At 66.6% G+C, this 26,252-nt stretch carries 21 protein-coding genes and 2 pseudogenes; 8 read left to right on the forward strand and 15 right to left on the reverse strand.

Going from position 1 to position 26,252, the window contains the following annotated elements; genetic code table 11:
• The first annotated feature begins 37 nt into the window (after positions 1 to 37).
• From AC2W7K_RS14870 to AC2W7K_RS14885, 4 genes are all read left to right on the forward strand, one after another.
• Complete coding sequence (locus tag AC2W7K_RS14870) at positions 38 to 1,159, forward strand: diacylglycerol/lipid kinase family protein (RefSeq protein ID WP_376871663.1); 1,122 nt, start codon at positions 38 to 40, stop codon at positions 1,157 to 1,159.
• Between the two features lie 232 nt (positions 1,160 to 1,391).
• A complete protein-coding gene (locus AC2W7K_RS14875; RefSeq protein WP_486006340.1) occupies positions 1,392 to 2,531 on the forward strand; it encodes a hypothetical protein in 1,140 nt (379 codons plus the stop codon).
• A gap of 29 nt (positions 2,532 to 2,560) precedes the next feature.
• Entirely contained in the window at positions 2,561 to 3,568 is a 1,008-nt protein-coding gene (locus tag AC2W7K_RS14880) for a hypothetical protein (protein WP_486006341.1), read from the forward strand.
• A 250-nt stretch (positions 3,569 to 3,818) separates the two neighbouring features.
• Positions 3,819 to 5,231 (forward strand): MYST family histone acetyltransferase, encoded by a 1,413-nt coding sequence (locus AC2W7K_RS14885; RefSeq protein WP_376871669.1) that lies wholly within the window; start codon positions 3,819 to 3,821, stop codon positions 5,229 to 5,231.
• Between the two features lie 157 nt (positions 5,232 to 5,388).
• Here AC2W7K_RS14885 and AC2W7K_RS14890 read toward each other — a convergent pair whose 3' ends face one another.
• A complete protein-coding gene (locus AC2W7K_RS14890) occupies positions 5,389 to 6,321 on the reverse strand; it encodes a diacylglycerol/lipid kinase family protein (RefSeq protein ID WP_486006342.1) in 933 nt (310 codons plus the stop codon).
• Between the two features lie 141 nt (positions 6,322 to 6,462).
• The gene (locus AC2W7K_RS14895) at positions 6,463 to 7,335 is read right to left on the reverse strand and encodes a DUF1206 domain-containing protein (protein ID WP_198499758.1); all 873 of its coding nucleotides are present in this window, start codon (positions 7,333 to 7,335) and stop codon (positions 6,463 to 6,465) included.
• Positions 7,336 to 7,750: 415 nt separating this feature from the next.
• On the opposite strand from AC2W7K_RS14895, the gene AC2W7K_RS14900 reads away from it, so the two are divergent.
• Complete coding sequence (locus tag AC2W7K_RS14900; RefSeq protein ID WP_376871675.1) at positions 7,751 to 9,070, forward strand: LPXTG cell wall anchor domain-containing protein; 1,320 nt, start codon at positions 7,751 to 7,753, stop codon at positions 9,068 to 9,070.
• 237 nt (positions 9,071 to 9,307) lie between these two features.
• Here the strand turns inward: AC2W7K_RS14900 and AC2W7K_RS14905 are convergent, their stop codons facing one another.
• Positions 9,308 to 9,652, reverse strand: coding sequence for a winged helix-turn-helix transcriptional regulator (locus AC2W7K_RS14905; RefSeq protein WP_376871678.1), 345 nt, complete (start codon positions 9,650 to 9,652; stop codon positions 9,308 to 9,310).
• A gap of 146 nt (positions 9,653 to 9,798) precedes the next feature.
• Between AC2W7K_RS14905 and AC2W7K_RS14910 the strand changes: the two genes are divergently transcribed.
• Entirely contained in the window at positions 9,799 to 10,617 is an 819-nt protein-coding gene (locus AC2W7K_RS14910; protein WP_376871681.1) for an NAD(P)H-dependent oxidoreductase, read from the forward strand.
• A gap of 493 nt (positions 10,618 to 11,110) precedes the next feature.
• On the opposite strand, the gene AC2W7K_RS14915 is transcribed toward AC2W7K_RS14910, so the two are convergent.
• The 12 genes and pseudogenes from AC2W7K_RS14915 to dnaK form a co-directional block, all read right to left on the reverse strand.
• The gene (locus AC2W7K_RS14915; RefSeq protein ID WP_376871684.1) at positions 11,111 to 12,229 is read right to left on the reverse strand and encodes a HoxN/HupN/NixA family nickel/cobalt transporter; all 1,119 of its coding nucleotides are present in this window, start codon (positions 12,227 to 12,229) and stop codon (positions 11,111 to 11,113) included.
• A gap of 144 nt (positions 12,230 to 12,373) precedes the next feature.
• Positions 12,374 to 13,111 carry an urease accessory protein UreD gene (locus tag AC2W7K_RS14920; protein ID WP_376871687.1) on the reverse strand — a complete coding sequence of 246 codons (738 nt, stop codon included), beginning with the start codon at positions 13,109 to 13,111 and terminating at the stop codon, positions 12,374 to 12,376.
• The gene (gene ureG / locus AC2W7K_RS14925) at positions 13,108 to 14,019 is read right to left on the reverse strand and encodes an urease accessory protein UreG (protein WP_376871690.1); all 912 of its coding nucleotides are present in this window, start codon (positions 14,017 to 14,019) and stop codon (positions 13,108 to 13,110) included. Before ureG ends, AC2W7K_RS14920 begins: the two co-directional genes overlap by 4 nt.
• Entirely contained in the window at positions 14,012 to 14,752 is a 741-nt protein-coding gene (locus AC2W7K_RS14930; protein ID WP_376904029.1) for an urease accessory UreF family protein, read from the reverse strand. Before AC2W7K_RS14930 ends, ureG begins: the two co-directional genes overlap by 8 nt.
• Positions 14,752 to 16,454, reverse strand: a pseudogene (locus AC2W7K_RS14935) (urease subunit alpha). Before AC2W7K_RS14935 ends, AC2W7K_RS14930 begins: the two are co-directional and overlap by 1 nt.
• On the reverse strand, positions 16,447 to 16,776 hold the full coding sequence (locus AC2W7K_RS14940) for an urease subunit beta (RefSeq protein WP_486006343.1): 330 nt from the start codon (positions 16,774 to 16,776) through the stop codon (positions 16,447 to 16,449). Before AC2W7K_RS14940 ends, AC2W7K_RS14935 begins: the two are co-directional and overlap by 8 nt.
• 12 nt (positions 16,777 to 16,788) lie before the next feature.
• On the reverse strand, positions 16,789 to 17,091 hold the full coding sequence (locus AC2W7K_RS14945; RefSeq protein WP_486006344.1) for an urease subunit gamma: 303 nt from the start codon (positions 17,089 to 17,091) through the stop codon (positions 16,789 to 16,791).
• Positions 17,091 to 18,764 carry a purine-cytosine permease family protein gene (locus AC2W7K_RS14950; protein ID WP_376871728.1) on the reverse strand — a complete coding sequence of 558 codons (1,674 nt, stop codon included), beginning with the start codon at positions 18,762 to 18,764 and terminating at the stop codon, positions 17,091 to 17,093. Before AC2W7K_RS14950 ends, AC2W7K_RS14945 begins: the two co-directional genes overlap by 1 nt.
• A gap of 678 nt (positions 18,765 to 19,442) precedes the next feature.
• Positions 19,443 to 19,910, reverse strand: a complete 468-nt coding sequence (locus AC2W7K_RS14955) for a heat shock protein transcriptional repressor HspR (protein ID WP_137824518.1) — start codon at positions 19,908 to 19,910, stop codon at positions 19,443 to 19,445.
• Between the two features lie 14 nt (positions 19,911 to 19,924).
• Positions 19,925 to 20,982: pseudogene (locus AC2W7K_RS14960) on the reverse strand (DnaJ C-terminal domain-containing protein).
• A gap of 212 nt (positions 20,983 to 21,194) precedes the next feature.
• Complete coding sequence (locus tag AC2W7K_RS14965; RefSeq protein ID WP_137824516.1) at positions 21,195 to 21,857, reverse strand: nucleotide exchange factor GrpE; 663 nt, start codon at positions 21,855 to 21,857, stop codon at positions 21,195 to 21,197.
• A complete protein-coding gene (gene dnaK, locus AC2W7K_RS14970) occupies positions 21,857 to 23,737 on the reverse strand; it encodes a molecular chaperone DnaK (RefSeq protein WP_376871707.1) in 1,881 nt (626 codons plus the stop codon). Before dnaK ends, AC2W7K_RS14965 begins: the two co-directional genes overlap by 1 nt.
• Before the next feature lie 562 nt (positions 23,738 to 24,299).
• Between dnaK and AC2W7K_RS14975 the strand changes: the two genes are divergently transcribed.
• On the forward strand, positions 24,300 to 25,220 hold the full coding sequence (locus tag AC2W7K_RS14975) for an ATP-binding cassette domain-containing protein (RefSeq protein WP_344251612.1): 921 nt from the start codon (positions 24,300 to 24,302) through the stop codon (positions 25,218 to 25,220).
• Positions 25,217 to 26,050, forward strand: coding sequence for an ABC transporter permease (locus AC2W7K_RS14980; RefSeq protein ID WP_344251613.1), 834 nt, complete (start codon positions 25,217 to 25,219; stop codon positions 26,048 to 26,050). The genes AC2W7K_RS14975 and AC2W7K_RS14980 overlap by 4 nt, the downstream gene beginning before the upstream one ends.
• The last annotated feature ends 202 nt before the right edge of the window (positions 26,051 to 26,252 follow it).

Below are 26,252 nucleotides of genomic sequence, written 5' to 3' on the forward strand. Positions count from 1 at the left end.
GGGCACGCGCTCAGGTGGCCCGGAGTAGATTTGTGCCATGACCTTCGACCTCGATCCCGCCATGATGTGGCTCGTCATCGTCGGTCTCGTCGTCATCGTCTGCGGTGCGTTCCTCCTCGGCAATCGCATCGGCTCGCGCCGCATCCTCAAACGGCTGCGCCGCTACTCCCGGCGCCCCGAACTCGACGACGACGGAGTCGAGGAGTACGCCCCCAACCGCTACCGCGCCGCCCTCATCGTCAATCCGACGAAGGCGAGCGCCGGGCGGATCGCGTCGACCGCCGAGGCGATCTGCCGTTTCGAGGGCTGGAACCCTCCGCTCATCCTCGAGACCACTCCCGAGGACGCCGGGGAGGGACTGGCGCGACTCGCCCTCGAGGAAGGGGTCGACGTCGTCATCGCCGCCGGTGGGGACGGCACCATCCGCGCGGTCGCCTCGGCGCTGGCCGGCACGTCGACGCCGATGGGGATCGTCCCGCTGGGCACGGGCAACCTGCTCGCCCGCAACCTCGACCTCGTCCTCGACAAGCCCGAATGGGCGCTGCGGATCGCCCTGTGGGGGCGCAACCGCGCCGTCGACGTCGGCACCGCGCAGATCAGCCCGGGCGGGCCGACGCTCGTCTTCATGGTGATGACCGGGCTCGGCTTCGACGCCGAGGTGATGGCGAAGACGACGGCGAACGCGAAGAGCCGACTCGGCTGGCTGGCGTACCTCGAGGCCGGGTCCCGCACGCTCGTCGGCCGCCCCAGCCACGTGAAGATCACGTACGACGACGACTACCGGGTGACGGCGCGCGTGCGCTCGGTCATCGGCGGCAACTGCGGCAAGCTCCAGGGCGGGATCCAGCTGCTGCCCGAGGCGATCATCGACGACGGGCTCCTCGACGTCCTCGTCGTCAGCCCGAAGAACCTCGGCCAGTGGGTCGGTGTCGTCGCCTCGATCATCGGACGCCGGACGACGAAGGGCCTGCACACCGACATCCGCAAGTGCCACAACGTCGTCATCGAGTCCAAGGATCCGCTCGAGGTCCAGCTCGACGGCGATCCCCTCGGCACAACCGGGTATCTCGCGATGGCGGTGGACCCCGGTGCTATCACCGTGCGCGTGCCGACGACCGAGCAGCGCCGGGAGATCCGCGCCGAGGCGTGGCCCGTGTGAGGCCGGGACGCTGAGCACGGCCGGATTCCGGCGCCGAGGTGGGGCCTATGACCAGGAACAACGTCGCTCCGGTGGGGCAAGGTCACGAACAGGTCGCGAAAGCACCCTTGTGTTCACCAAAGCGTTACCGTAATTCCGCTCGACCAAAACGTACAAAAATAGTTCTGAGAATTGCCTGTACCTAGGATGACTTCCAGATGTGCACCCCCTCACACAGATAGAAGGCACTCCAATGAAGAAGCTCATCCTCGCGCCGGCTGTGGCCCTCGCGTTCACCGGACTCGTCGCCGCCCCTGTCGCCGCGGCCGAAACCCCCTCCACCCAGTCGGCTCCGACGAAGGCCGAGAAGGAGCAGGCGGAGAAGGAGAAGGCCGAAAAGGAAGCGGCTGAGAAGAAGGCTGCTGAGAAGAAGGCCGCCGAGAAGAAAGCGGCAGAGAAGAAAGCCGCGGAAAAGAAAGCCGCGGAGAAGAAGGCGGCTGAGAAGAAAGCTGCGGACAAGAAGGCGGCTGAGAAGGAGGCGGCCGATAAGAAGGCTGCTGAGAAGAAAGCCGCCGACAAGAAGGCGGCTGAAGACAAGGCTGCGAAGGACGAAGCGGCCAAGGACGCGAAGTCGACACCCAGCCCTTCCCCCAGCGACAAGGGCGCTGAGCAGCCGAAGGATGAGGAGAAGCCCGAGGAGATCAACGCCGATCTCAGCGTCTCCGCCGGCGAGGTGTCGGCCGAGGACCTCGCGAATTCCTCGAAGGGCGTGACGGTCACCGTCACCGGCCTGGAGAAGGGCGACAAGCTCAGCGTCTCCGGCCTCACGGCTCAGGCGGCGACCGCAACGGGCAGCTCGAAGTCGCTCCGCGTCTACTACGCCGGCGATGCCGAGGACCTCAAGTCCGGTGCGAAGTCGTTCTCCGTCAAGGTGCAGCGCGCCGGCGTCTCGAGCGCCACGCTCCAGGAGTCGGTCACGGTGCAGGCGACCGATCAGGCTGACCCGGTTCAGTCCACAATGACGATCGAACCGAAGCAGATCACGGCTGAGGATCTCACGGACGAGTCCAAGGGTCTGACAATCACGCTGACGAATCTCAAGAAGGATGACGTCGTCTCCGGTTCGTTCCTCAAGGGCGACAAAGTGGTCTCCGCCGACGGAGACTACACTTACACCGCCTACTTCTCCGGCGATCCGAACGACTTCAAGCCAGGCGACGAGGTTCCGGTCTACGCCTACGTGACCCGCGGAGATGCCGAGCCTGTGACCGTCGAAGGCAATGTGACCATTGTCGACGAGACGAGGTTGACCCGATCGAGGCCACGCTCAAGGTCGATCCGACGGAGATCACCCCTGACGATCTCGTCGACAACACCAAGGGCATTGAGGTGACGGTCTCCGGCGTGCAGGCAGGCGACATTGTGACCGACTCCCTCACGGGCGAGAAGAGGGAGGTCGACGCGGACGGGGACTTCTCGTTCAGGGTGTATCGGGAAGGCAGCGCGGACGACGTCGAACCCGGCAAGATTCCCTTCACGGTGACCATTGACCGCGAGGGCACGAAGTCGGTCACGCTCAACGGCGAATTCACCGTCGTCGATGATGACGCTGTCGATCCGATCGAGGCCTCGCTCAAGGTCGATCCCAAGGAGATCACTGCGAAGGACCTCGCGACCAAGGAGAAGGGCGTCTCCGTCACGGTCTCCGGTGTCAAGGCCGGCGACAAGATCACCGACTCCCTCACCGGTGAGACCGAGACTGCGGAGAAGGACGGCGACTACGTCCTCCACCTGTGGTACGACGGCAACCCGGACAACCTCGAGCCCGGCAAGGTTCCGTTCACGGTGACCATCGACCGCGAAGGCACCGAGTCGGTCACGCTCAAGGGCGACATCACCGTCATCGACGAGAAGCCCGAGGCCCCGGCCGAGGCCTCGCTCACCGTCTCACCGAAGTCGATCGAAGCCGACGACTTCATCAACGAGAAGAAGGGTGTGACGCTCTCCGTCAAGGACTGCAAGCCCGGTTCGGACGTGCGCTTCATGGTCATGGCGGACGGCAACTCGCGCATCACCGCCTACGATCGCACCGTCCAGGCGGACAAGGACGGCAAGGCCTCGGTGAGCGTCTTCGGCACCTCGTCGGACGCCTCGGCGTACGTCGGCGGATACTCCGTGACCGCGACCTGCGGCGACGACACGATGAAGGACTCCTTCAAGGTCACCGCCGGAGCGAACGCCGGCGGTGGCGGTGACCACGGCAACGGCGGCGGTGACAACGCCGGCGGCGGCAGCGGCAGCGAACTGCCCCGCACCGGTGCCGAACTCGACGGCCTCGCCGCAGGCGCCCTGCTCCTGCTCGTCGGTGGAGCCGCAGTGACGATCACGATGCGCCGCCGCAAGGGCGACTTCTCACCGTCGTACGTCTGACACGACTGCGCTGAGTCGCTCCCTGCCTCGCCGAGGCGGGACAGGCCAGCCAGCCTGAGCTGAGTGAAATGGGTCGGGAATCTCTCCCGGCCCATTTCGCGTGCCCGGACGTCCACGCGTGCGCAGAACCGGACGACCACGCGTGCGCAGAAACTGTGATCGGGCCGTGATCAAAACGCCGGCCGCGACTATAAACTTCTGTAGTTGCCGAATTCCGGCATCCATCCCCCCGAGAGGACCTCATAGCCCCATGCCCAAGAAACTTGCGCTCATTCCCGCGCTTGCTCTGGCCATCGCCGGCCTCGGCGCGGCCCCGGCAGTCGCGGCACCCGCCGACGCCGACACCTCGCTCTCCGTCCCTGCTGCGGCGACGACCCCCGACACCGCAGCCGACGAGACCCCCTCGTCCGCGGACACGACCCCGGCCGCTCCGGCACCCGAGGTTCCCGAGACCGACGGCGCGGACGACACCGACACCCCGGCACCGGAAACCCCCGACACCCCGGCTCCGGACGAGTCTGCGACGGGATCGGACGAACCTGACGACGAGGTCACCGAGGATGAGGAACCGACTGAAGCCGCCTCGGCGCCGATTGCCGCCAAGGTCGACGTCGAACCGGGGACGATGACGGAATCGGAGTTCTACTTCGACGGTGTCATCATCACGGTCTCCGGCCTCGAGCCGGGCGACATCGTGACGAACTCGCTCACCGATGACGTGAAGAAGGCCAAGGGCAGCTCGGTCGAGTTCGAGTACTACGACGAGGAGGGCACGATCGAGGGCCCGCAGACCGTCGATTTCACGGTCACCGTCGAGCGCAAGGATCAGGACCCCGAAGAGTTCCCAGGGAGCTTCGAGATCACCGAGGATGAGGAGATCGAGGAAGGCTCCCTCACTCTCGGCACCGACTCGATGAGCGTCTCCGAGTTCATGAAGAAGGGCATCCCCTTCACCGGTGAGGGCTTCCTCCCCGGTGAGCAGGCGTTCGCCGTGGCCGCGAAGTTCGAGACCGACGAGATCATCTACCTCGACGAGAACGTGGAGGTCTCCGATGAGGGCGTGGCCTCCGGGGTCATCCGCCCGACGGAGACCGACGACGTCAAGCCCGGTGACTACATCGTCTACGCCGGCGGGGAGGAATTCGGTGCCACCGCCGAGTTCACCCTGACCGTCGACGCCGCACAGGCCGCCTCGCTGACAGTCTCCCCGAAGTCGATCGAAGCCGCTGACTTCGTGAAGAAGGACAAGGGAGTGGTGCTCACGGTCACCGACTGCACCCCCGGCAGCGACGTCCGCTTCGTCGTCAACCCCAAGGGGAACTCGAACGTCACCGCCTTCGACAGCACGGTGACCGTGGATGAGACCGGCACCGCCTCGGTGAACGTGTACGGCACGTCGTCGAACGCGTCTGCCTACGTCGGCGACTACTCGGTGTCGGCGACCTGCGACGATGACGTCCTCAAGGGATCGTTCGAGGTCACCTCGGGTGCCGCGGCCGGCGGCTCGGGCGGCAGCGACAGCGGATCCGGCAGCAAGGGCGGCCAGCTGCCGCGCACCGGCGCCGAGCTCAGCGCCCTGGCCGGCGGAGCCGCGCTGCTCCTCGTCGGCGGCGCCGTCGTCGCCCTGACGGTGCGTCGCCGGAAGTCAGCCGACTCGCTCTGATGCGACGCTGAACGCGAGAACGGCCTGTGGCCCCGACTTCGGTCGGGGGCACAGCGTTCTCGGTCATCGCAATGGGAACGACCGCCTCGGCGGGGTCATTGCACGGGAGGCGCTGATTCGGCGAGGTCGACGCACGCGCGCCACCGCCTCGGCGAGGTCACCGCACGCGCAGCGCCGCGGGTTCGATCGTCACGTCGATCTTCTCGGTCTCGCCGACCTCGTCGCCGTCGACCTCGACGACGCGCGGCTGCTCGAGTTCGATCGTCAGCGACGAGACCCGCTGATGGATCGCGCTCTCGCTGCTCTGCGCCGAGTCGTCCTTCGACATCATCCGGCGCAGACCGTTGTCCCACACCATGTTCTTCATCGTGTCGAGCCAGCCGGTGACGCCCTCGGCCTTGAGGATGAGGACGTCGAGCTCACCGTCCGAGGGATCGGCGTCGGGAAGCAGGGTGATCCCGCCCTGCAGGGTGCCGTAGTTGCCGACGATGAGAGTGTGCGCCGCCTCGTGGCCGATCCGCTCGCCCTCGCGCGACAGGTTGATCTCCATGACATCGCTGGCCGAGACCGCGCGACCGAGCGATTCGACGTAGGCCAGCCATCCCGCCTTGTCCTTGAGGTCGTCATTGGTCTCGGTGATCATGTGCGCATCGATCCCGAACCCGGCCATGACGACGAAGGGCTCACGGTTCGTGCCCTGCTCAAGGGTGACCTCGACCCAGCCCATGTCGATGTCGCGGGCCGTGCCGTTGAGTGCGCGATCCATCGCCTCGCCGAGGTTGTTGAGCGGAACATCGAGATTGCGGGCCAGGAGATTGCCCGTGCCCAGCGGCACGATGCCGAGCTCGGCCTCGGAGTCGATCTCCGCAAGGTGACCGGCGACAGCACGGACCGTGCCGTCCCCGCCTGCGGCGATGACCACCTCGGCGCCGGCATCGAGAGCGGCCTGGGTCGCGGACTTGCCGGGATCGTCCTCCTCGGTCTCATGCCAGGTGATGGTGAAGTCAGGGTTCTCCGGGAGGGCGGCCTCGAGGTCCTCCTTCTCGGTCTTCGACGGATTCCACACGATGCCGACGTGATTGGCTCTCATTTCAGGTCCTTTCGCAGACGGTACTGCTTGGTGGTGCTGCTCGTTCATCGGCCGCAGCGGGCGACCCCAGACCTCACACTAACGCAGTCCTCTGGGCGCCTTCGTGAAGCGCGCTTGTCGGGCGCCTGCGAGACGACGGGATCAATCCATCTTGTCGTATCGGGCGCGGAGGAAGAGGAACACGCCGTAGAGGACGAGTCCGACCCCGACGCCGAGGAGGAGGTAGGTGCCGAAGGGCTGTTCGCGCATGGCCTTGAGAGCGCCGTCGACGCCGGTCGACTTCTCCGGGTCGCCGGTGACGCCGGAGACTATGACGAGGATGCCGACGGCGATGAGCGTGGCGCCCTTGCCGAGGTAGCCGAGGACGCCGGTGATCGTCATCAGCTTCGCCACAGCGCTCGAGCGCGGGGTGCGCACATCGTCCTTCCAGTTGCGCCGGATGCCGTTGACGCAGAACACGATGCCGATGATCGTCACGACCCCGCCGATGACGACGAGGAGAAGGATTCCGCCGGGGGCCTGCGCGAGGGTCGACGAGGCCTGCTGCGACGACTGACCGGAGTCCGAGCCCTGGCCGAAGACGAACTTGCCGAAGAGCACAGCCACTGCCGCGTAGGTGATGCCCTGCGCGATGGCGAGGATGAAGTCCTTCCAGCGGTCGCGACCGTGCTCGTCGCGCGGATCGTTCGAGCCGTGTCCGCGCAGGGTGGCCGTGCCGAAGAACGCGTTGGCGAGGTTCCACAGCGCGAGCAGTGCACAGCCGAGCATGCACAGCCACAGCAGCACCATGCCGAAGGGCTGGGAGGCCATCTGCTGCATCGCGCCGGACTGTTCGGCTTCGCCGCTCTTGCCGAGCGCGAGGCCGGCGGCGGTGGCGCCGAGGATGATGTGGACGAGTCCGTTGGCCACGAAGCCGACTCGGGCGACCCGTTCGAACCACTTGCTGTCAGCGGCGTTGACTGCCGCATCGTCGGCCTTGCTGGCCGCCTTCTTCATCGTTGAGTCTCCAGTCACAGGACATATTGTGGCACTGTTTCGCCCAAGTGTCATTGGCTCCAAAGGCACTTTTCAGAGCCGGTGTGAGCGGGGGGTGGGGGGGGTGGGCGGAGCGGCGGCTCAGCTGGTGGGTGGCGTCGTTAGTGGCGTGGAGAAGCGAGCGGTGCGAGAGGTGGCGGCCGGAGCGGCCGAGATGCTGCCGGAACGGAGATCACGGGACGGCCAAGGTTTCGCAACGACCAGGCGACGGTGAGGGTCTCTGCGTTGTTTCCATGGCGGCATCGCATGCTCGCGCGAGCGCCCCAGCACTGCTCTCCCCAGTGCTGTTCTGAAGAATTCACGTGACCAAAACGTTCTAAACTATGTGCGTCGTGAATGTGTCATTACTGTTACTTTCGGAAGCTCTCCTCCCTCAGCCTTTCGAAGGACAGATATGAAGAAACTCGCCCTCGCCCCCGTGGTGGCCCTCGCCATCACCGGCCTGGCAGCATCCCCGGTCATCGCCGCCCCGAGCACCGACGCCTTCGGCCAGACGAACGTCCAGGCCCCGAAGAGCGCCGGCCAGCCCGACGCGACCGACGCTCCGACCGCGCCCGCTAAGCTCGACGCTTCGGTGTCGGTTTCGCCCGAGACGATCTCGCAGACGGATCTCGTCGAGAAGGGCGTCACCCTCACCGTGACGAACCTCGAAGCCGGGGACACCGTCACCGACGACGCCACCGGCGAGACAGTCACTGCCGAAGGCGACACGGTCTCATACGAGATCTACAACATCACCGGCGACCCGAAGGCCATTCCTGAGGGCCCGATCGAGTTCACCGTCACTGTGAAACGTGGCGAACAGTCTCAGACTTTCGACGAGAAGTTCACCGTCACCGCAGACGAGACCGAAGAGCCCACTGCTCCGGCCGTCGACCCGAAGGCGAGCCTCGTCGCTGACGAGATCACCGTCTCAGAGTTCGAAGGCGAAGGCCTGAAGTTCTCGGGCGAAGGCTTCACCCCCAACGGCACCGTGAGCGTCGAGGGCCAGGCACTCCCGGCACAGGTCGCCAAGCAGGCTGAAGAGCAGCTCAAGGCGGACGAGAACGGCAAGGTCACCGGCACGGTCGTGGCTCCGAAGGACAGCGTCAAGCCCGGCAAGTACACGGTCACGTTCATCGACGACGAGTCGGGCGAGAAGACCGAGCCGCAGGAGTTCACCGTCGTCGAGGATGCCACCGAGACGCCGACGACTCCCGCCGCCGAGGCGAAGCTGACCGTCTCTCCCGAGTCCGTCACCCCGAAGGACTTCGTCCAGAAGGACAAGGGCGTCAAGCTCGTCGTCGAGAACTGCGAGCCCGGCGAAGACGTGCGCTTCGTGGTCAATCCGAAGGGCAACTCCTCGGTGACGGCGTTCGATGAAACTGAGAAGGCCGACGATGAGGGCAACGCCTCCGTCACGGTCTACGGCACCTCGGCGTCGAACCCGAGCGCGTACATCGGCGACTACGACGTGACCGTGACCTGCGGTGACGACGAGCTCACCGGCAAGTTCTCGGTGGAAGAGGACCCGAACGCCGGCGGCAGCGACGGCAATGACGACGGTGGCTCCGATGGCGGCAACGGCGGCGGAAACGGTGGAGGCGACCTGCCCCGTACCGGTATGGAGCTCACCGGCCTCGCAGCCGGTGCCGGCCTCCTCCTCGTCGGCGGCACGGCGATCTTCCTGACGAAGCGCCGCAAGAAGGGTGTCCCCTCGCCCTCGGACATCTGATCCGGCCGGCCGGCTCACCTCGCTGAGCGGAGTCCCCGGCAACCCTGAGGCGCCTGGTTCGACACTGTCGGACCAGGCGCCTCAGTCAGTTCCAGAACGCGTGCGACTGGGCATGAGCGAAGAGACGACGGTCGGAACCCGCTGCGGATCAGGTTATTTTGAGCGGCTCTGTTCGAAAGGTGAGCTGCCCATAACAGGCTGAGCCGCAACCGGGTTCCTGCGGCTGAGGTCGAGCGTTCAGCCTGAACCCACAGTGATTTCGGCGGCGTAGTCACTTCCCCAGCCCTCCATCGCGACGATGACGGGGTGAAGGGCCGCGCCCAATTCGGTCAACCGATAATCGACTCGAAGCGGCAGCTCACCGTGATCGGTGCGGATGACGATGCCGTCGGCTTCCAGCTCCGTGAGCTGCCTCGTCAAGGTCTTCCGATTGACCTCCGGCACCTGCCGCTGCAGGTTGCCGAAGCGGATCGGACCGTCGAACATCGCCTTGACCACAGTGATCTTCCACGTGCCGCCGAGGACTGCCACGACAACCTCGGCGGGGCAGGTCTGAAGCGCCACCGCCACTTTCTCACGCATCGCCACCACTCATCTCTCTTGTTGCGCTGAGGACCACGACGCGTCCCCAGCCTCGATATCGGCTGCGCCCTCGACATCGCCGCGGCCGGCCAGGGACACGAATGTCCGTACTGTTGCGAGCCGTCATCTGCCTCCACGATAGAGGCATGGATGATTCCGCGTCGGTCCTGTGGGTGAGCGCCCACCCGGAACCGCTGTCTCTCAATGGTTCTCTTCGCCGGTTCGGCATCGACGCCCTCGAACAACGAGGCCACCCCGTCGAGCTGTCCGACCTCTATGCCATGGATTGGGACCCCGTACTCCGGCGTGAGCAGTTCCTCGGGTCGGAACTGCGCGCCTGCGAGAACCACTCCGGTCGGGACGGTGCCTGCGGCTCGCGATTCGATGCCACCGGCGATGTTCGCCACGCGTTCATCTCAGGCCGATTGCCTGCAGACGTCGCCCAGGAGCAGGACCGACTTCAGCGCGCGGATGCGCTCATCGTTCAGTTTCCGCTGTGGTGGTACGGCATGCCGGCGATGCTCAAGGGATGGTTCGATCGGGTGTTCACGAGCGGTTTCGCGTTCGGCAAGGAGCCCGAGACCGGGAGGAGGCTCCGGTTCGAGAACGGACCGTTCCGCGGCCGCCGCGCGCTTGTCATCGTCACCGCCGGGGATCGCCCTGGAGCTCTCGGGCCGCGCGGCATCAGCGGCGATCCGGTCGACCTCATGTTCGGGCTTCTCCACGGGACTCTGGCCTACACCGGCTTCGATCCGCTTGCGCCTTTCGTCGTGCCCTCGGCGGACTTCCTCGCCGGAGCTGATTCCGCGGGCATCAAGGCGCAACTGGGCGATCGGCTGTCCCGGCTGTTCACTGACGAACCACTGAGAGCCCGACCGCAGTTCACCGGCGACTACACCGACGACTGGGTTCTCCGCAGTGATGTCGCGCCCGGTGCTCACGGCTTCGCCGCCCATTGGCTGTGATGGCGGGGCATTGTTCGGTGTAGCCGCGAGGCAGCGCCCACCTCTGTCGATCGACCCTGGTCGTGACACTGTACTCCGGGCCCAGGCTCTCTTTCTCAGAGAATCGGGTCCTGCTGCCCGCGGCGAGCAGAGGTCCGATCGCCGTTGCGGCTCAGGTTATTTTGAGCGGCTCTGTTCGAAATATGAGCCGCCCGAACCAGCCTGAGCCGCAGCGACATTCGGGCGGTTGGTCGGGGTTACCCAGGACGAGCGGGCCGGCGGCGCGTGCCGGACAATCGACCTCCCCGCGCCTGTTTGCCCGTGGAATCCGAGTCGGGCCCCGGTTTGCGCCAGTTGAGACTGAGATGGCCAAGGCAGCCTTGGCCATCTCAGAGCAAACTGGCCCAAACCTGAACTGGCCACAACCCGGTCCGGCCGCGACGGCGTGCTCCCATGACCCGAAGGCGAGGCCGACCAGAACATTGAGGCGACCACCGCCGCCGCGCGGCGCCCGTCACTCGTCGCGGGACTCCTCAGCCACCTCGGCGCCCAGATCTTGCGCCTCGTCCCTGCGTTCAGCGGTTGCCGCCCGGCGTCGCGCTGTGAGAAGAGCCGCGACAGCGATGACCACGAACAAGCCGGTGGCGACGAACCCGGCGTACTCCGTATCTGGGGCGGGAAGGGTGAACGTCGCGGTCTCCGCCCCCGCCTCGGCGACTCCGGCGATGACGACGATGGCCGCGATGAGCACTGAGAGCCCGGTGACGATGAGGTTGTAGCGGCGGAATCGCCCGCCGTCACCAGCGGCCCAGCGATAGAGCCTCGCCATCATCACGCTGTCCCCGGTGTCGCACGCCGCCATACCTGCGGCGAAGAGCAGCGGAAGCGAGAGCGCGAGCAGCGGCGACGTGCTCGCGGCCGTCGCACCGGCCGCGATCATCAGTCCGATCGTCGCCGCGGTGTCAAACCCGAGCCCGAAGAGGAGCCCGATGGGATACATCCGCGCCGGTCGATCGACGGTGCCGATGAGCCGGGAGAAGACTGTCGTGAGAGGTCCTCGAGGTGCGGCACCGGCTCCGCTGTCACCGTTCGGATCTGCCGCGGGTGCACCCTCGGTGCGACGATCGCGCAGAAGGCGGATGAACGCGACGAGGTTGACGATCCCGAAGACCCCCACGACGCAGGTCGCGAACAGCAGTCCCCACATCCCGAGACCGGCACGCAGATCGGAATCCTCACTCACGACGAGGCTGCGAGCCGCGGCGGCACCGGTGGTGACGAGGGCGGCGGTGATGATGACGACGCTCGAGTGCCCGAGCGCGAACCAGAATCCGACGGCACCGCCGCGAAGCCGGGACTGGTCAGCGGTCGCGAGTCGCCGGGTGACGTTGTCGATGACGGCGACGTGGTCGGCGTCGAAGGCATGGCGAGCGCCGAGGAGCACAGCTGTTGCCGCCAGACCCCAGGCCGCGGCGTGGCCGATCTCGTTCGTCGAGGCGAGGACCAGGCTGAACCCTGCGATCGCGAGCCCCGCGATGACGATCAGCGGCGTCCGCATCCGCCACCAGTCCGCATCGAATCGGGTGCCGTCCACCTGCCCCGTTCCCGGCCGTCCCGCTGTAGTGGTATCCATTGTCGGTCTCCTCGTCTCCATCTTCGGTGTGCCTGTATCCATTGCGTCCCTCACTTGTTCACCTTCCCGGTCAGGTGTGACACCCCGGGGTCCGGGGATCGTATTCCACGCCCCGGCAGCTCACCGTGAGCAGCTGCCGCATGCTCACTCGGCCGGTCGGGTCCACCGCTGCCACACGGAGTCGACATGTGATTCGTGAGCAGCGGCACCGATCGCTCTCGCGATCGTCCCGGGCCGTGAGAGCTCGAGCATTCGCACTCTCGTGGAGTCGCCCATGTCGTCACCCGCCGTCGGACCGGCGGCGTCGTCTCTCCTGCCGAAGAGCATCGCCGTATCGAGCACCGAGGCGGACCCGAGGACGCCCGGCAGCGGATCGGTCCCGTCGACATCGAGGTCCTCGACGAAATACGGCCTCCCCGCGCAGTCGCGCACATCCGTGCTGCTCCGCAGAGCCCCGCCGACCTCGCCCGAGCGCCCGAGCACGATCGTCTCCCGCAGATACACCGTCGCCTCGGCACCGATGCGCACCCGCGTCGACCGGCGCACCCGCGCCCCCGACGCGACGACGAACGGGAACGTCTCCCAGATGAGACCGCCGGCCGCGCCCACCTCGATGTCGACGTCCCACCGTGACTCCGCGCCATCGGCCGGGTAGGCGACCGTGCCCCCGACGTCTTCGATGACGAGCCGGCATCCCTGCCCGACCCGGATGCCGATCGTCACCGCATCCCCGCCGAGGAGCGCCGCGCCTCCGGCGACGATCGCCACATGCGCGCGCCCTCCGGCCGCGCGGGAGATCAGCCGCGGCTGCATGAGACCGGGAGCCAGACGCACCTGCGGAAGCTCGCGCCCGGCGACCAGGTCGACGGCGATGTGCGTCATCCCCGGCCATCTGCAGGCACCCGATCCGCTGGGATCCGAACGCCGCCGTCTGCGTGCTCCAGAGGGTCGGGGCCGCCGGCACCGTCGTGGCCGGCACCGTCAGCGTGCCCGTGGCCGGCACCGTCAGCGTGCCCGTGGCCCTCGCCGTCAGCGTGCCCGTGGCCCTCGCCGTCAGCGTGCCCGTGACCCTCGCCGTGGGCGTGCGAGTGCATGTATCCCCCGTCCTCATCGGCATGAAAATGCGGTGCCATCGGACCCGGATCCTGCGGTTCGTGCGCCCCGGACCGATGCGTTTCGAGCAGGGCGAGCAGCCATGACCGCAGGCGCGCGACGGACTCCTCGTCGGTGCGGGAGAGCCCGAGCACCGGGCCCTGCTCACGTGCCGCCTCGGCGTCGGAGATCATCTGCTCGACGTCGACGCCCACGTACGGCGCGAGATCGGTCTTGTTGACGACGAGGAGATCCGCGCGCCCGATGCCGGGCCCGCCCTTGCGCGCCACATCGCCACCGCCGGCGACGTCGAGGACGAAGATCTGGGCGTCGATGAGAGCCGGCGAGAACGTCGCAGTGAGGTTGTCCCCGCCGGATTCGACGAGCACGAGGTCGAGCGGATCGAAGTCGGCTTCGAGCTCCTCGACTCCCGCGAGATTGGCCGTGACGTCGTCGCGGATCGCCGTGTGAGGGCAGGCCCCGGTTTCGATGGCGCGGATCCGGTCGGGGTCGAGGACCCCGGCGGCCCTGAGCAGCCGGGCATCCTCGTCGGTGTAGATGTCGTTGGTGATCACCCCGATGCGGATCTCGTTCGCCAGGGTGCGGCAGATCATCGCGATGAGCGAACTCTTGCCGGTGCCCACGGGGCCGGCGACTCCGAGTCGCAGGGAACGATGCGGGGTGGGGAACTCAGGCACGGAACAGCCTCCTCGGCAGTGCGGACTGGGCCTCTGCCCAGTCCTCGATGAGCGGTGCCCCGGCAGCGGGAATCGCTGCGGGGTCGGTGAGCGTCGCCAGATCGGCGACACTGGGCTCGAAGGCGGTGCACGCCTCGAGCACCCAACCGGTGGCCGCAAGCGGGTCCATCGGTTCGAGTTTGAGCATCGCCGCGGCGACCGTCTGCGCATCGTCGTAGGCGACGAGGCGCACGAGGTCGGTCGCCGGAATCCCGGCGGCAGCGGCGATGGCGCCGAGCACCACAGGGCGCGGAAGTCCGCGTCGCGGCAGCACCGGGTCCAACTCGGGCCACAGCGTGACCGCCACGCGACGCAGTCCCGCACCGAGCACCTCGGCGATCTCCCGCAGTGCCGGGCTGGGAGTGCGGGCCGCCCATTCGTCGCTGATGTCGGCGAGGACCGCACCGGACTCCCGGTCGCGCCCGCCGCCGCGGTCGATCTCAGCTCCGGCGACGCGAGTGCCGATCAGGGCATGGCGGGTGACGACGGCGGTGCCGGCCTCCACGCGGACGACGGTGCGCATCCGCGCGCGCATGTAGGCTGCGACCTCCCTCGGCGCGAGCCCATGGCGCAGTCCGGCTTCGACGCCGTTCGAGGTCACGTGCGCCCCCGCGGGCAGGCGGGCGTCGGCGAGGAGCATGATGATCGCCGAGGCGGCCCCGGGCCCCAGCGCGCCGAGCGTCACCGTGTCCATCAGAACATCTGGTAGAGCTGGGCGAGCGGCAGCGCGTGTGCGGGTGCCGCAGTGACGAGGTCGCCGTCGATGGCGATCTGGAACGTGTCCGGGTCGATGTCGATGGTGGGACGGACGTCGTTGTTGCGCATGTCCGCCTTCCCGATCCCCCGCGTCGGCGCGACGGCACGCAGTTGCCTACGCAGACCCAAGCTCTCCCGCAGCCCGCTGTCGACGGCGGCCGGAGCGACGAACGACACCGAGGTCGTCGCCCCGAGGGCATCCCCGAACGCCGGCCGCATGAGCACCGGCTGCGGCGTAGGGATCGACGCGTTCGGATCGCCGAGGCCGGCCCAGGCGATCGTCCCGCCCTTGATGACGAGGTCGGGGCGGACGCCGAAGAAGCGCGGATCCCACAGCACGAGATCGGCCATCTTCCCGACTTCGACGGAACCGAGGTGCGCATCGACCCCATGCGCGATCGCCGGATTGATCGTGTACTTCGCCACGTACCGGCGTGCCCGCTCATTGTCTGCCGGCATCGTCTCGCCGAGGCGCCCCCGCCGTAGCTTCATCGCGTGGGCGACCTGCCAGGTCCGGGTGATGACCTCGCCGATGCGGCCCATCGCCTGAGCGTCCGAGGAGGTGATCGACAGTGCGCCGAGGTCGTGGAGGATGTCCTCGGCGGCGATCGTCGTCGCCCGGATGCGCGATTCGGCGAAGGCGAGGTCCTCGGGCACGCTGGGGTTGAGGTGGTGGCAGACCATGAGCATGTCGAGGTGCTCGGCGACGGTGTTGACGGTGTGGGGAAGAGTCGGATTGGTCGAACCGGGGATGATGTTCTCCAGCGCGGCGATCGAGAGGATGTCGGGGGCATGGCCGCCGCCGGCACCTTCGACGTGGAAGGCGTGGATGCTGCGCCCGGCGATCGCGGCGATCGTCGACTCGACGAAGCCCGACTCGTTGAGCGAGTCCGAGTGGAGTGCGACCTGCAGGCCGTGATCGTCGGCGGCCCGCAGCGCGGCGTCGATCGCGGCCGGTGTCGCGCCCCAGTCCTCGTGGATCTTGTACCCTGCCGCCCCGCCGAGGGCCTGTTCGGCCAGCCCCGCGGCGGAGACGGTGTTGCCCTTGCCGAGGAGCAGGACGTTGACCGGCAGTGCGTCGAGTGCGCGCAGCATCATCCCCAGATGCCACGCCCCGGGCGTGACCGTCGTCGCCTTGCTCCCCTCCGACGGGCCCGTTCCGCCGCCGACCACGGTGGTGATTCCGGTGGCGAGCGCCTCATGGATCTGCGATGGCGACAGCAGGTGGACGTGCGAGTCGATCCCACCGGCGGTGAGGATCCGGCCCTCGCCGGAGATGACGTCGGTCGACGGGCCGATCTGCAGACCCGGATCGACCCCGTCGGCGATGTCGGAGTTGCCCGCCCGGCCCAGAGCCGTGATCACGCCGTCGCGGATGCCGATGTCGGTGCGGATTATCCCCCACCAGTCGAGGACGATGACATTCGTGATCACGGTGTCCGGTGCACCGTCACGCGCGTCGTCGTGCCCTGGAGCATCGATTCGCGAATCGACTTGCCCCCGCCGAATACCGCTTCGTCACCGCCGAATGTCCGATCGTCCTCGATCTCGATCCACAGGTCGGTGTCGCCGAGGCGGACCTGGTCCCCGGTCGTCGGTCCGTAGAGGGAGGCGTAGCGCTGAGCGGAGATCTCAGCCATCAGTGCCGCCCGTGCGAATCTGCAGTCCGGGTACCCGGGCACGCCCGCCGAGGCGGACGATCGGCACGGTCCGCGACGCCCCGTCGACGATCGAGGTCCCTGCCGGAATGTCGAGCCGGCAGCCCTCGGCTCGTGCCCGGTCGAACGCCAATGCGGCGTTGACGTCGGGCAGGTGGAAGTGCGATCCGATCTGCACCGGACGATCTCCCGTGTTCTCGATGGTGATGCTGCCGGTGTCTGCCTCGGCGGCGCGTGCGTTGAGGAGGCGGGTGCCCTCGCGCACCCGCACGGCTCCCGGCCCGTGGTCTCTCGTGCCTGCCATGACGCGGTCCTGTCAGTCGATGGGGTTGTGGATGGTGACGAGCTTGCGCCCGTCGGGGAACGTGGCCTCGACCTGGACGTCGTGGAGCATCGGCACCACATCGTCCATGACGTCGTCGCGGCTGAGGACCTCCCGTCCGGTGACCATGAGCTCCTCGACCGCGGCCCCCTCACGCGCCCGCTCGATCGCCCACGTGCTCAGCAGCGCGACGGATTCGGGATAGTTGAGCGGCACTCCCCGCTCCAGACGATCGCGGGCGACCATGCCGGCGACGGAGAGCAGCAGCTTCTCCGTGTCCCCCGGTGTGAAGTGCATCAGCGCTCCCGGACGGGGTCGGCCGGCAGGACATGTTCGCCGAGGCGGTCGGTCGACAGTGCCAGAGAGCTGAGATAGAGGGTCTCCCCGTTCGGTCCGGTCTTCGCCGAGGCGATCATGTCGGGACGCTCGAACTCCATCTCCGTGACGTGGCACCACAGGGTCGCATCCGTGGGGTTGCCGTGGTCGTCATACATCGGCACGTCGATGCCGTCGTCCTGTCGACGCAGGTAGAAGCGCCCCCGGGTGATGATCGCCATGAGCGGTGTGGCGACGATCGCGATGCCGACGGCGAAGAGCGGGGAGAACGGCTGGACTGCGGCCCCGAAGGCACCGAAGTAGATGGCGATCGACACCCCACCGGAGAGCACGAGGGAGACGACGCCGACCGGGTTCCAGTCGTAGAGCATGCCGCGGCGGAACTCCGGAGTCTTCGGCGAGAGTCCCAGCACGTACTTGTTGATGGCGATGTCCGCGGCGACGACGCAGATCCACGACATCGCGAGGTTGGCGTAGAAGCTGAGGATCGCGTTGAGGAAGTCGAACATGTTGAGTTCCATGAGCGTCAGAGCGAAGAGCAGGTTGACGACGAGGAAGGTGATCCGCCCGGGGTAGTGCTTGGTGATCCGGGTGTAGGCGTTCGTCCACGCCAGTGACCCGGAGTAGGCGTTCGTCACGTTGATCTTCACCTGGGAGATGACGACGAGGACGACGGCGAGCAGCAGGGCGAGCCATTGCGGCATCATCTGCTCGTAGGTGGCGAGCAGCTGCTGGACCGGCTCGGTCGCGAATCCGGTGGCCCCGGGCACGTTGGCGATGAGGTAGACGGCGAGGAACATGCCGATGATCTGCTTGATCGCCCCGAAGATCACCCAGCCCGGACCGGCGAGGATCACCGCCGTCCACCAGCTGCGACGGTTGCCCGGAGTGCGCGGGGGCATGAATCGCAGGTAGTCGATCTGCTCGGCGATCTGGGCGATGAGCGAGAGGCAGACTCCGGCGGCGAGCATGGCCGAGGCGAAGTTCGCGCTCTCGCCGCTCTCGCCCTGGTACGCGAAGAAGGTGCTCACGGTTTCCGGTTGGAAGGCGATGAGGTAGCCGACGGGGACGACCATGAGGACGAGCCAGAGCGGTGTCGTCGAGACCTGCAGTCGGGCCAGCGCCTTCATGCCGAAGATGACGAGCGGGAAGATGATGACGGTGGAGAGGAGGTAGCCGAGCGGACGCGGGATGCCGAGTCCCAGGTAGAGCCCCTGGGCCATGATCGAGCCCTCGAGCGCGAAGAAGATGAACGTGAAGGTGGCGAAGATGATGTTCGTGATCACCGAGCCGTAGTACCCGAACCCTGCGCCGCGGGTGATGAGATCGAGGTCGAGGTTGTAGCGTGCGGCGTAGAAGGCCAGGGGCCAGCCGGTGAGGAAGATGATGATGGCCGCCGTGAGGATGCCGAGGATGCCGTTGGCTGTGCCGTGCGCCAGGCCGATGCTCGCGCCGATCGAGAAGTCAGCGAGATACGCGATGCCGCCCAGTGCACTCGTCGCCACCACGGCCGGTGCCCACGTGCGGTAGGAGCGCGGCGCGAATCTCAGAGTGTAGTCCTCGAGACTCTCGCGCGCTGCGGCCTTCGCCTCGCTGCTCGTCCCCGGTGGCGCCGTCGACTTGTCTGCAGACATCGTCATGGTGGTCTCCTCGGTCGCTCGTCGATCTCAACAGCGCCCATCCTGACAGTCGATTGTTTCGTCCCGTGGCGGGCAACGTTTCGCCCGTGTTTCGACAGCGGGCAACGCCGCGCACAAGGTGCCCTGGTAGGCGCAGTGCGCTCACACGAACCTGGCCGCCGGAGGGTTGCCCGTCGTGAGTTCTCGCACCCCATGACTCGCGCCCTCTGAGGCTCCCACCCTCGCAGCCTCACGCTGCGGCTCATCCTGGTTCGAGCGGCTCTGTTCAAAACGTGAGCCGCCCGAAACAGGGTGAGCCGAAGCGCCGTTCGGGTGGTTCGGCGGGGTTGCACAGATCGAGCGATGTCGGCGAAACGGGCGTGTGCCGGACATGCCGCGCAGTCGGTTGCCTGTCGCGGACGTGCGACCCGCAATCGACGACGATCGCGCCGAGACCAGCGCTCTCCCCAGTAGCGGCGCCCGTGGAGTCCGGGTCGCGACCGGTTTGCGCCAGTTCGCTCTGAGATGGCCAAGGTTGCCTTGGCCATCTCAGAGCGAACTGGCCACAACCCGATCCGGGCATGAGAAAGGGGCGGATCGCTCCGCCCCTGGAATGGTGCTCCGCCCCTGGTCACTCCCGCGCTGGGCCGCTCAGGTTGCCGTCACAGCCGCTCGGTACCGCTCGGATCGCCCTCACGCCTTCGCCGGACCGCGGACCCTTCGGGTGGTGAAATCGTCGTAGAGCACGACGGCACCGGCCTCGGATTCGGCGGTGACCTTGGGTCGCCGGCCGCGCGCGATCGAGACGACATCGCCGCCGGAACCGGCAGCGAAGACACGCGAATCGCGTTCGCGTGCCGCCGCCTCGGCGAGGACCTCCTCCTCGAGTTCCCGGTTCCGGCTGCGCAGGGCGTCGATCTGGTTCTGCATCTCCATGATCTTCTTGATCCCGACGAGGTTGACCCCCTCGTCCTTCGAGAGATGCTGGATCAGGCGCAGCTTGGCGATGTCCCGCCCCGAGTAGCGTCGGCCCTTGCCGGCCGTGCGCTGCGGGGTGACGAGACCCATCCGGTCATACTGCCGCAGGGTCTGCGGGTGCATCCCCGCCAATTCCGCCGCCACCGAGATGACGTAGAGCGCTGCGCTCTGAGAGAACTGCATCCTGCCTCACTGCCTCAGCTTGCCTTGGCCCGATCGAGCAGGCCGGCACGCGGGTCGTCGGATTCCGTCGCCGCCTTGTAGGCTTCGACGGCTTCCTTCGCTTCCTTCGAGAGGTTCTTCGGCGCGACGATCTCGACGGTGACGAGCAGATCGCCCGTGCCCTTCTTCGTCTTCACGCCCTTGCCGCGCACCCGCAGGGTCCGACCCGAGGGCGTGCCCGCGGGGATCTTCACCTTCACCGGCTGACCGCCGAGCGTGGGCACCTTGACCTCGGCGCCGAGCGCCGCCTCGTCGAAGCTCACCGGCAGGTCCATCCGCAGGTTGTCCCCGTCGCGGGTGAACACCGGGTGGGGCTTGACGTGGACGGTGAGGATGACGTCACCGGGATCGCCGCCGTTCGGGCTCTGCTTGCCCTTGCCGGCCAGTCGGATCTTCTGTCCGTCCTTGACGCCGATCGGGGTGCGCACGGTCAGCGGCTTGCCGCCGGGCATCTGCAGCTTCACGGATGCGCCGTTGGCCGCCTCGGTGAAGCTGAGGTTCGTCGAGGACTTGATGTCCCCGCCCTTGACCGGTGGCGAATATCCGCCGCCGAAGCCCGTGTCGTAACCGCCGCCGTAGCCGCCGTACGACCCGCCGCCGAACCCGTTGAGGAGATCGGCGAGATCCGGGGGCACGTCGCCGTAGCCGCTGCCGCCGCCGAACCCGCCGCCGCTGTAGGTCGTCCGGGTCCGGGTGCGCCCGCCGCCTCCGAAGAGGTCGGAGAACACGTCGTCGAAGCCGCCGCCGGCTCCCCCGGCACCACCGGCGCCGGCGCTGAACCTGGCACCGCTGCCCATGGCGCGGACCTGGTCGTACTGTTCGCGCGATTCCTTGTTCGACAGCACCTGGTGGGCCTGTCCGATCTCCTTGAACTTGGCCTCCGCCTCGGCGTCCCCCGGATTCGCGTCCGATGGTACTTCCGCGCGAGCTTGCGGTAGGCCTTCTTGATCTCGGAGTCCGACGCGTCCTTGGAGACGCCGAGGGTCTTGTAGAAGTCCTTCTCGAACCAGTCGTTCTGCGGTCCGGTACTCATCTGGCACCTCCCTTCTTCTCAGTCCTGTTGTGCCTGCCGGTGCGTGTCCGCCCCGGCTCTGTCATTCGTCCGTTCATCTGTCTGCTCACAATCCGCAATCCCCGCGAAGGCTTCCCTCCCGGTGATTCCGGACCGTCGCCGAGGCGGTCCCCGCTCCCAGCGTCCGTGGCCGGACGCTGGGGTGGCGGGTCACCTCGGCGAAGGTGGAACGGTCAGTCCTCTGGCTGCTGCACGCCGACGCGGGCCGCGCGGATGATGCGATCACCCATGCGGTAGCCCGGCTGCATGACCATGAACACCGTCGGCACCTCGACTTCGTCCGACGGCTGCTGCATGAGAGCCTCATGCAGGTGCGGATCGAACTCGTCGCCGACTGCGCCGTACTGCTCGACGCCGACCTTGGCCAGCGCGTCGATGAGCTTGTTCACGTGGGCCTCGAAGGGCCCGGAGACGTCGCCGTTCTCCTGCGCCAGACGCACCTCGTCGAGGACGGGAACCAAGGCCTCGACGACCTTGACGGTTCCGCCCACGGACGCCCGCTCGCGTTCGCGATCGGCGCGCATCCGGTAGGCCGCGTACTCGGCGTTGATGCGCTTGAGGTCGGCGAGGTGGGCCGCGGCCTCGGAGCCGGGAGCGGGTTCGCTGCCGGCCGCCTCGGTGTCGTTGAGCGATGAGGCGTCGGCCGGGATCTCGACACCGAGGTCGCTGGCGTCGGCCAGCACCTCCTCGGTGTCGGCTCCCTCACCGGACTCCCCCGAAGCCGACTGCGGGTCGGCTTCGGGACGGAGCTCACCGGTCTCGGGATCGACCCGACGCTTGTCATGGAAGGTGAAGCCTGGCTCCTCGGACGACGGATCGTTGCCCTCGGTCGTCATTACTTCTTCCCCTCGTCCTCATCATCATCCACGACCTCGGCGTCGACGACATCGTCGTCGGCACCGGTGCCTGCGTCGCTGCTGCCCTGGTCGGCACCACCGGCAGCGCCACCGGCCGCGCCGGACTCCTGCTGCTGGTAGATGGCCTCACCGATCTTCTGCTGCTTCTCGGTGAGCGTGTCGAACGCCTTCTTCACGGCGTCGTCGTCTTCGCCGTTGAGAGCTTCCTTGACAGCATCGACGTCGCCCTGGAGCTCGGTCTTGATGTCCTCGGGCAGCTTGTCGGCGTTGTCGTCGAGCAGCTTCTGCGTCTGGTAGGCGAGGTTCTCCGCGTTGTTGCGGACGTCAGCGGCCTCACGGCGCTTCTTGTCCTCTTCCGCGTGCTCCTCGGCCTCACGCACCATGCGCTCGATGTCCTCCTTGGGGAGGGCCGAGCCGCCGGTGATCGTCATCGACTGCTCCTTGCCGGTTCCCTTGTCGGTGGCCGAGACATGGACGATGCCGTTGGCGTCGATGTCGAACGCGACCTCGATCTGCGGCACGCCGCGCGGAGCCGGCGCGATGCCGGTCAGCTCGAAGGTGCCGAGGTTCTTGTTGTCGCGCGTGAACTCGCGCTCACCCTGGAAGACCTGGATCGACACCGACGGCTGGTTGTCCTCAGCCGTGGTGAACGTCTCCGAGCGCTTCGTCGGGATCGGGGTGTTGCGCTCGATGAGCTTCGTCATCACGCCGCCCTTGGTCTCGAGTCCGAGCGAGAGCGGGGTGACGTCGATGAGCAGGACGTCCTTGCGTTCGCCCATGAGCACACCGGCCTGGACGGCAGCGCCGATCGCGACGACCTCATCGGGGTTGACGCCCTTGTTGGGCTCCTTGCCTCCGGTGAGCTCGGTGACGACCTGGGTGACGCCGGGCATGCGGGTCGAACCGCCGACGAGGACGACGTGGTCGATGTCCTTGACGGACACGCCGGCATCCTTCATCACCGCGTGGAACGGGGCCTTCGTGCGCTCGAGGAGGTCCTTGGTCAGATCCTCGAACTTCGCCCGGGTGAGGGTTTCGTCGAGGTGGATCGGACCGTTCTCGCTCATCGAGAGGTACTGCAGGGAGATGTTGGTGCTCGTCGCGGACGAGAGCTCCTTCTTCGCCTGCTCAGCGGCCTCCTTGAGGCGCTGCATCGCCGTCGAGTCCTTCGTCAGGTCGACGCCGTAGTTGTTCTTGACCTGCTCGACCAGCCAATCGACGATCCGCTGATCCCAGTCGTCACCGCCGAGGCGGTTGTCACCGGAGGTCGCACGGACCTGAATGGTCGAGAAGCCGTCATCGTCCTTGCCGACTTCGAGCAGCGAGACGTCGAACGTACCGCCACCGAGGTCGAAGACGAGGATGAGCTCGTCTTCCTTGCCGCGCTCGAGGCCGTAGGCCAGAGCAGCAGCGGTGGGCTCGTTGATGATGCGCAGGACGTTGAGGCCGGCGATCTCACCGGCGTCCTTCGTGGCCTGGCGCTCTGCGTCGTTGAAGTAGGCCGGCACGGTGATGACCGCGTCGGTAACCTTCTCCTGCAGGTACTCCTCAGCGTCGTGCTTGAGCTTCTGGAGGATGCGGGCGGAGACCTCGGGAGCGGTCAGCGTCTTGCCGCCGATCTCGGTGTTCCAGTCGGTGCCCATGTGGCGCTTGACGGACGCCACGGTGTTCTTCACGTTGGTGACAGCCTGGCGCTTGGCGATCTCGCCGACCAGGGAGTCTCCGTTCTTGTTGACTGCGACGACGGACGGGGTCGTGCGACCGCCTTCCATGTTCGCGATGACCTTGGGGTCGCCGCCCTCGAGGACAGCGACGACGGAGTTCGTGGTTCCGAGGTCGATTCCAACTGCACGTGCCATATCGTTTCTCCTTAACTCTCAGAGTCGTCTCGGGCTGAATGCGAGCGGCCGAACCGGAGGGCCCGATCGCGCACATTGAGTCTGATGGACTCAAGTATTCTCTTCCCGGCTGAGATCGTCAATCCCCGCCTCATCAAAGTTGCGTACACTAGACTCAACTTTGTGGAGCGCCGAGTTATTCCACATGTGGAGAATTTTTCGCAGAATTTCTTCGCCGAGGTGGCTGAGGCGCATTCGGGCGCGCCAGCACTGGGCAGGCGGCTGGGTCCGCGGAGGGTTGCGGGCAAGCCCCGACCCTCGAAGGGTCTACCAGACCGATCACCCAGATCCTGTGCACGTCAGCGTCATTACCCAGGTCTGGTCTGCGACCACGGGCGGCCACGTACCGCATGAAAGTCGGTTAGGGCTCTAACCGGCAAGAGCTGAATGGGTCAGGGTCGCCGGCAAGGGTCTGGTTTGTTCGAGTAGTACGCTGGGCGCAGGCCTGCGGTACTGCCGGGAGCGCTGAAGTGTGTACCTCGGGCGGATTTCGTTGCGTTCTGGTGTTCATATCGTGGAAGTCATGATTACAGCTGAGAACTTGACCAAGAGATATGGCGCGACGACAGCCGTCAATGATCTCTCTTTCACTGTTCGTCCTGGGGCTGTCACTGGGTTCCTTGGGAGGAACGGTGCCGGGAAATCTACGACGATGAGGATGCTTGTTGGGCTTGATCGGCCGACGGCGGGACGAATCAGCATCGATGGGAAGGACTACCGTGAGTTCAACGATCCGCTTCGGCACTTGGGTGCGATGCTCGATGCTCGGGGTGTGCACCCGGGCCGCAGCGGTTACGACCACTTGTTGGCCGTGGCGTATTCCAACGGGATACCGAGGCGGCGCGTCGAGCATGTCGTGGAAATGGTCGGTCTCCGGTCGGTTGTCTTCCGGCGAGCTGGTGGTTTTTCCTTAGGGATGGGGCAGCGTCTCGGGATCGCGACTGCGCTGCTCGGAGACCCGGAGATTCTGGTGCTCGACGAGCCGACGAATGGTCTCGATCCGGACGGCATCTTGTGGTTGCGCACGCTGCTCAGCCGGATAGCGACGGAGGGGCGGACGGTGTTCTTGTCCTCGCATCTCATGAGCGAACTCGCCCTGATCGCCGAAGACCTCGTAGTCATCGGCGGTGGAGAGTTGCTGGCCGTCGGATCGGTTGAAGCGGTCGTTTCTTCGGTTTCGCCGGAGACTGTCCGCGTGATCACGCCCGAAGCCGGGGCGTTGGCCAGAGCTCTGCAGGGGCCGGGCGTGAGTGTGTCATCGACCGATTCCGAATCTCTCGATGTGCGAGGTCTCGCTGCGCGCGAGATCGGCAGCATCGCCGCGGGGGCACGTATAGTTTTGTACGGGCTCGAGACACATCGGGCTTCGTTGGAGGAAGCCTTCATGCAGATCACGCAAGGCGCCCCTGTGCACGGCGCGCACCTTCAGGAGGCTGCGGAATGAACGGCGCGGCACAGAATTCCCTGGCCACGACTCTCTCGAGGCCACATCAGGACGACCTGGGAGCCGCCCGGGTCACTACGCTCGGGCTGTTGCTCTCCGAATGGACGAAGCTGCGGTCGGTGCGTTCGCTCGTTTACACCGTGCTGACGGCGTTTGCGGCGACCACTGCCGTGACAGTTTGCCTCATCATCGATGGGACGAAGTTCTCCAGCGGGCAGGCCGGGGATATCCCCTTTGCCTTCACGTCAGTCTACCCTCTCGGGATGATCGTGCTGATTATCGCGGGCGTTCTCGCGATAACCAGCGAGTACAGCAGTGGCTCCATAGGAATGAGTCTGGTTGCTGTCCCTCGCCGCACCGGAATGTTCATGGCGAAGGCGGCTGTTCTCGCGGCTGTGACTGCGGTTTTGGCGATGGTGATGTCGTTGCTGCTATATGTCATCTTGCAGATCACAGGCACTGTTCCCTCGGCCGATGGGATGTCATTGTTTGATCCTCGTATGTTCTGGGGCGTTCTCGGAGCTACAGCTACCATGCCGTTCGGGGCCGTGTTCGGCCTGGTGCTGGGAGGTCTGACGCGCAATGCCGCCGCGGCCATCTGCCTGTACTTCGGCGTCTTCCAGCTTGGACCGCAGCTCTTACCCTCTCTCGTGCCCGACAATGTCGCTGGCCTCGCTGACTTCATGCCCCTGACCGCGATCAATGTGATCCGCTCCGGTGGCTTGATTGCCGATCCGTATGGCAGCGGGACGGCAGCCATTGTCCTGCTCGGTTGGTTGGTTGTGCTCGGCGGGGCGGCCTGGTTGTTGTTGAAGCGGCGGGACGTGTGATCGTCCCGGGTGGTGGGGTAACGTGAACGGATTATTGCGTTGGGTGCGTGCTTTCGACCGGAGGCACCCGTTGTGGTGGGATGTCATGCCCCGGGGATAATAGAGGCAGGGAGATTGGAAGAAGGAGATTCTCTCTTGCCAGTGAAATACACCGACGAACTCAAGGCTCGTGCTGTCGAGCTCGTCATCCATGCCCAAGCCG

The organism is Brevibacterium sp. LAARM2_SD2 (genome assembly GCF_057364785.1).

What these genes read in the sequence shown, in the direction of transcription:
- AC2W7K_RS14870 (WP_376871663.1), top strand. Translation starts at nt 38, where the DNA reads ATGACCTTCGACCTCGATCCCGCCATGATGTGGCTCGTCATCGTCGGT.
- AC2W7K_RS14875 (WP_486006340.1), top strand. Translation starts at nt 1,392, where the DNA reads ATGAAGAAGCTCATCCTCGCGCCGGCTGTGGCCCTCGCGTTCACCGGA.
- AC2W7K_RS14885 (WP_376871669.1), top strand. Translation starts at nt 3,819, where the DNA reads ATGCCCAAGAAACTTGCGCTCATTCCCGCGCTTGCTCTGGCCATCGCC.
- AC2W7K_RS14890 (WP_486006342.1), bottom strand. Translation starts at nt 6,321, where the DNA reads ATGAGAGCCAATCACGTCGGCATCGTGTGGAATCCGTCGAAGACCGAG.
- AC2W7K_RS14900 (WP_376871675.1), top strand. Translation starts at nt 7,751, where the DNA reads ATGAAGAAACTCGCCCTCGCCCCCGTGGTGGCCCTCGCCATCACCGGC.
- AC2W7K_RS14905 (WP_376871678.1), bottom strand. Translation starts at nt 9,652, where the DNA reads ATGCGTGAGAAAGTGGCGGTGGCGCTTCAGACCTGCCCCGCCGAGGTT.
- AC2W7K_RS14910 (WP_376871681.1), top strand. Translation starts at nt 9,799, where the DNA reads ATGGATGATTCCGCGTCGGTCCTGTGGGTGAGCGCCCACCCGGAACCG.
- AC2W7K_RS14915 (WP_376871684.1), bottom strand. Translation starts at nt 12,229, where the DNA reads ATGGATACCACTACAGCGGGACGGCCGGGAACGGGGCAGGTGGACGGC.
- AC2W7K_RS14920 (WP_376871687.1), bottom strand. Translation starts at nt 13,111, where the DNA reads ATGACGCACATCGCCGTCGACCTGGTCGCCGGGCGCGAGCTTCCGCAG.
- AC2W7K_RS14930 (WP_376904029.1), bottom strand. Translation starts at nt 14,752, where the DNA reads ATGGACACGGTGACGCTCGGCGCGCTGGGGCCCGGGGCCGCCTCGGCG.
- AC2W7K_RS14940 (WP_486006343.1), bottom strand. Translation starts at nt 16,776, where the DNA reads ATGGCAGGCACGAGAGACCACGGGCCGGGAGCCGTGCGGGTGCGCGAG.
- AC2W7K_RS14945 (WP_486006344.1), bottom strand. Translation starts at nt 17,091, where the DNA reads ATGCACTTCACACCGGGGGACACGGAGAAGCTGCTGCTCTCCGTCGCC.
- AC2W7K_RS14950 (WP_376871728.1), bottom strand. Translation starts at nt 18,764, where the DNA reads ATGTCTGCAGACAAGTCGACGGCGCCACCGGGGACGAGCAGCGAGGCG.
- AC2W7K_RS14955 (WP_137824518.1), bottom strand. Translation starts at nt 19,910, where the DNA reads ATGCAGTTCTCTCAGAGCGCAGCGCTCTACGTCATCTCGGTGGCGGCG.
- AC2W7K_RS14965 (WP_137824516.1), bottom strand. Translation starts at nt 21,857, where the DNA reads ATGACGACCGAGGGCAACGATCCGTCGTCCGAGGAGCCAGGCTTCACC.
- dnaK (WP_376871707.1), bottom strand. Translation starts at nt 23,737, where the DNA reads ATGGCACGTGCAGTTGGAATCGACCTCGGAACCACGAACTCCGTCGTC.
- AC2W7K_RS14975 (WP_344251612.1), top strand. Translation starts at nt 24,300, where the DNA reads ATGATTACAGCTGAGAACTTGACCAAGAGATATGGCGCGACGACAGCC.
- AC2W7K_RS14980 (WP_344251613.1), top strand. Translation starts at nt 25,217, where the DNA reads ATGAACGGCGCGGCACAGAATTCCCTGGCCACGACTCTCTCGAGGCCA.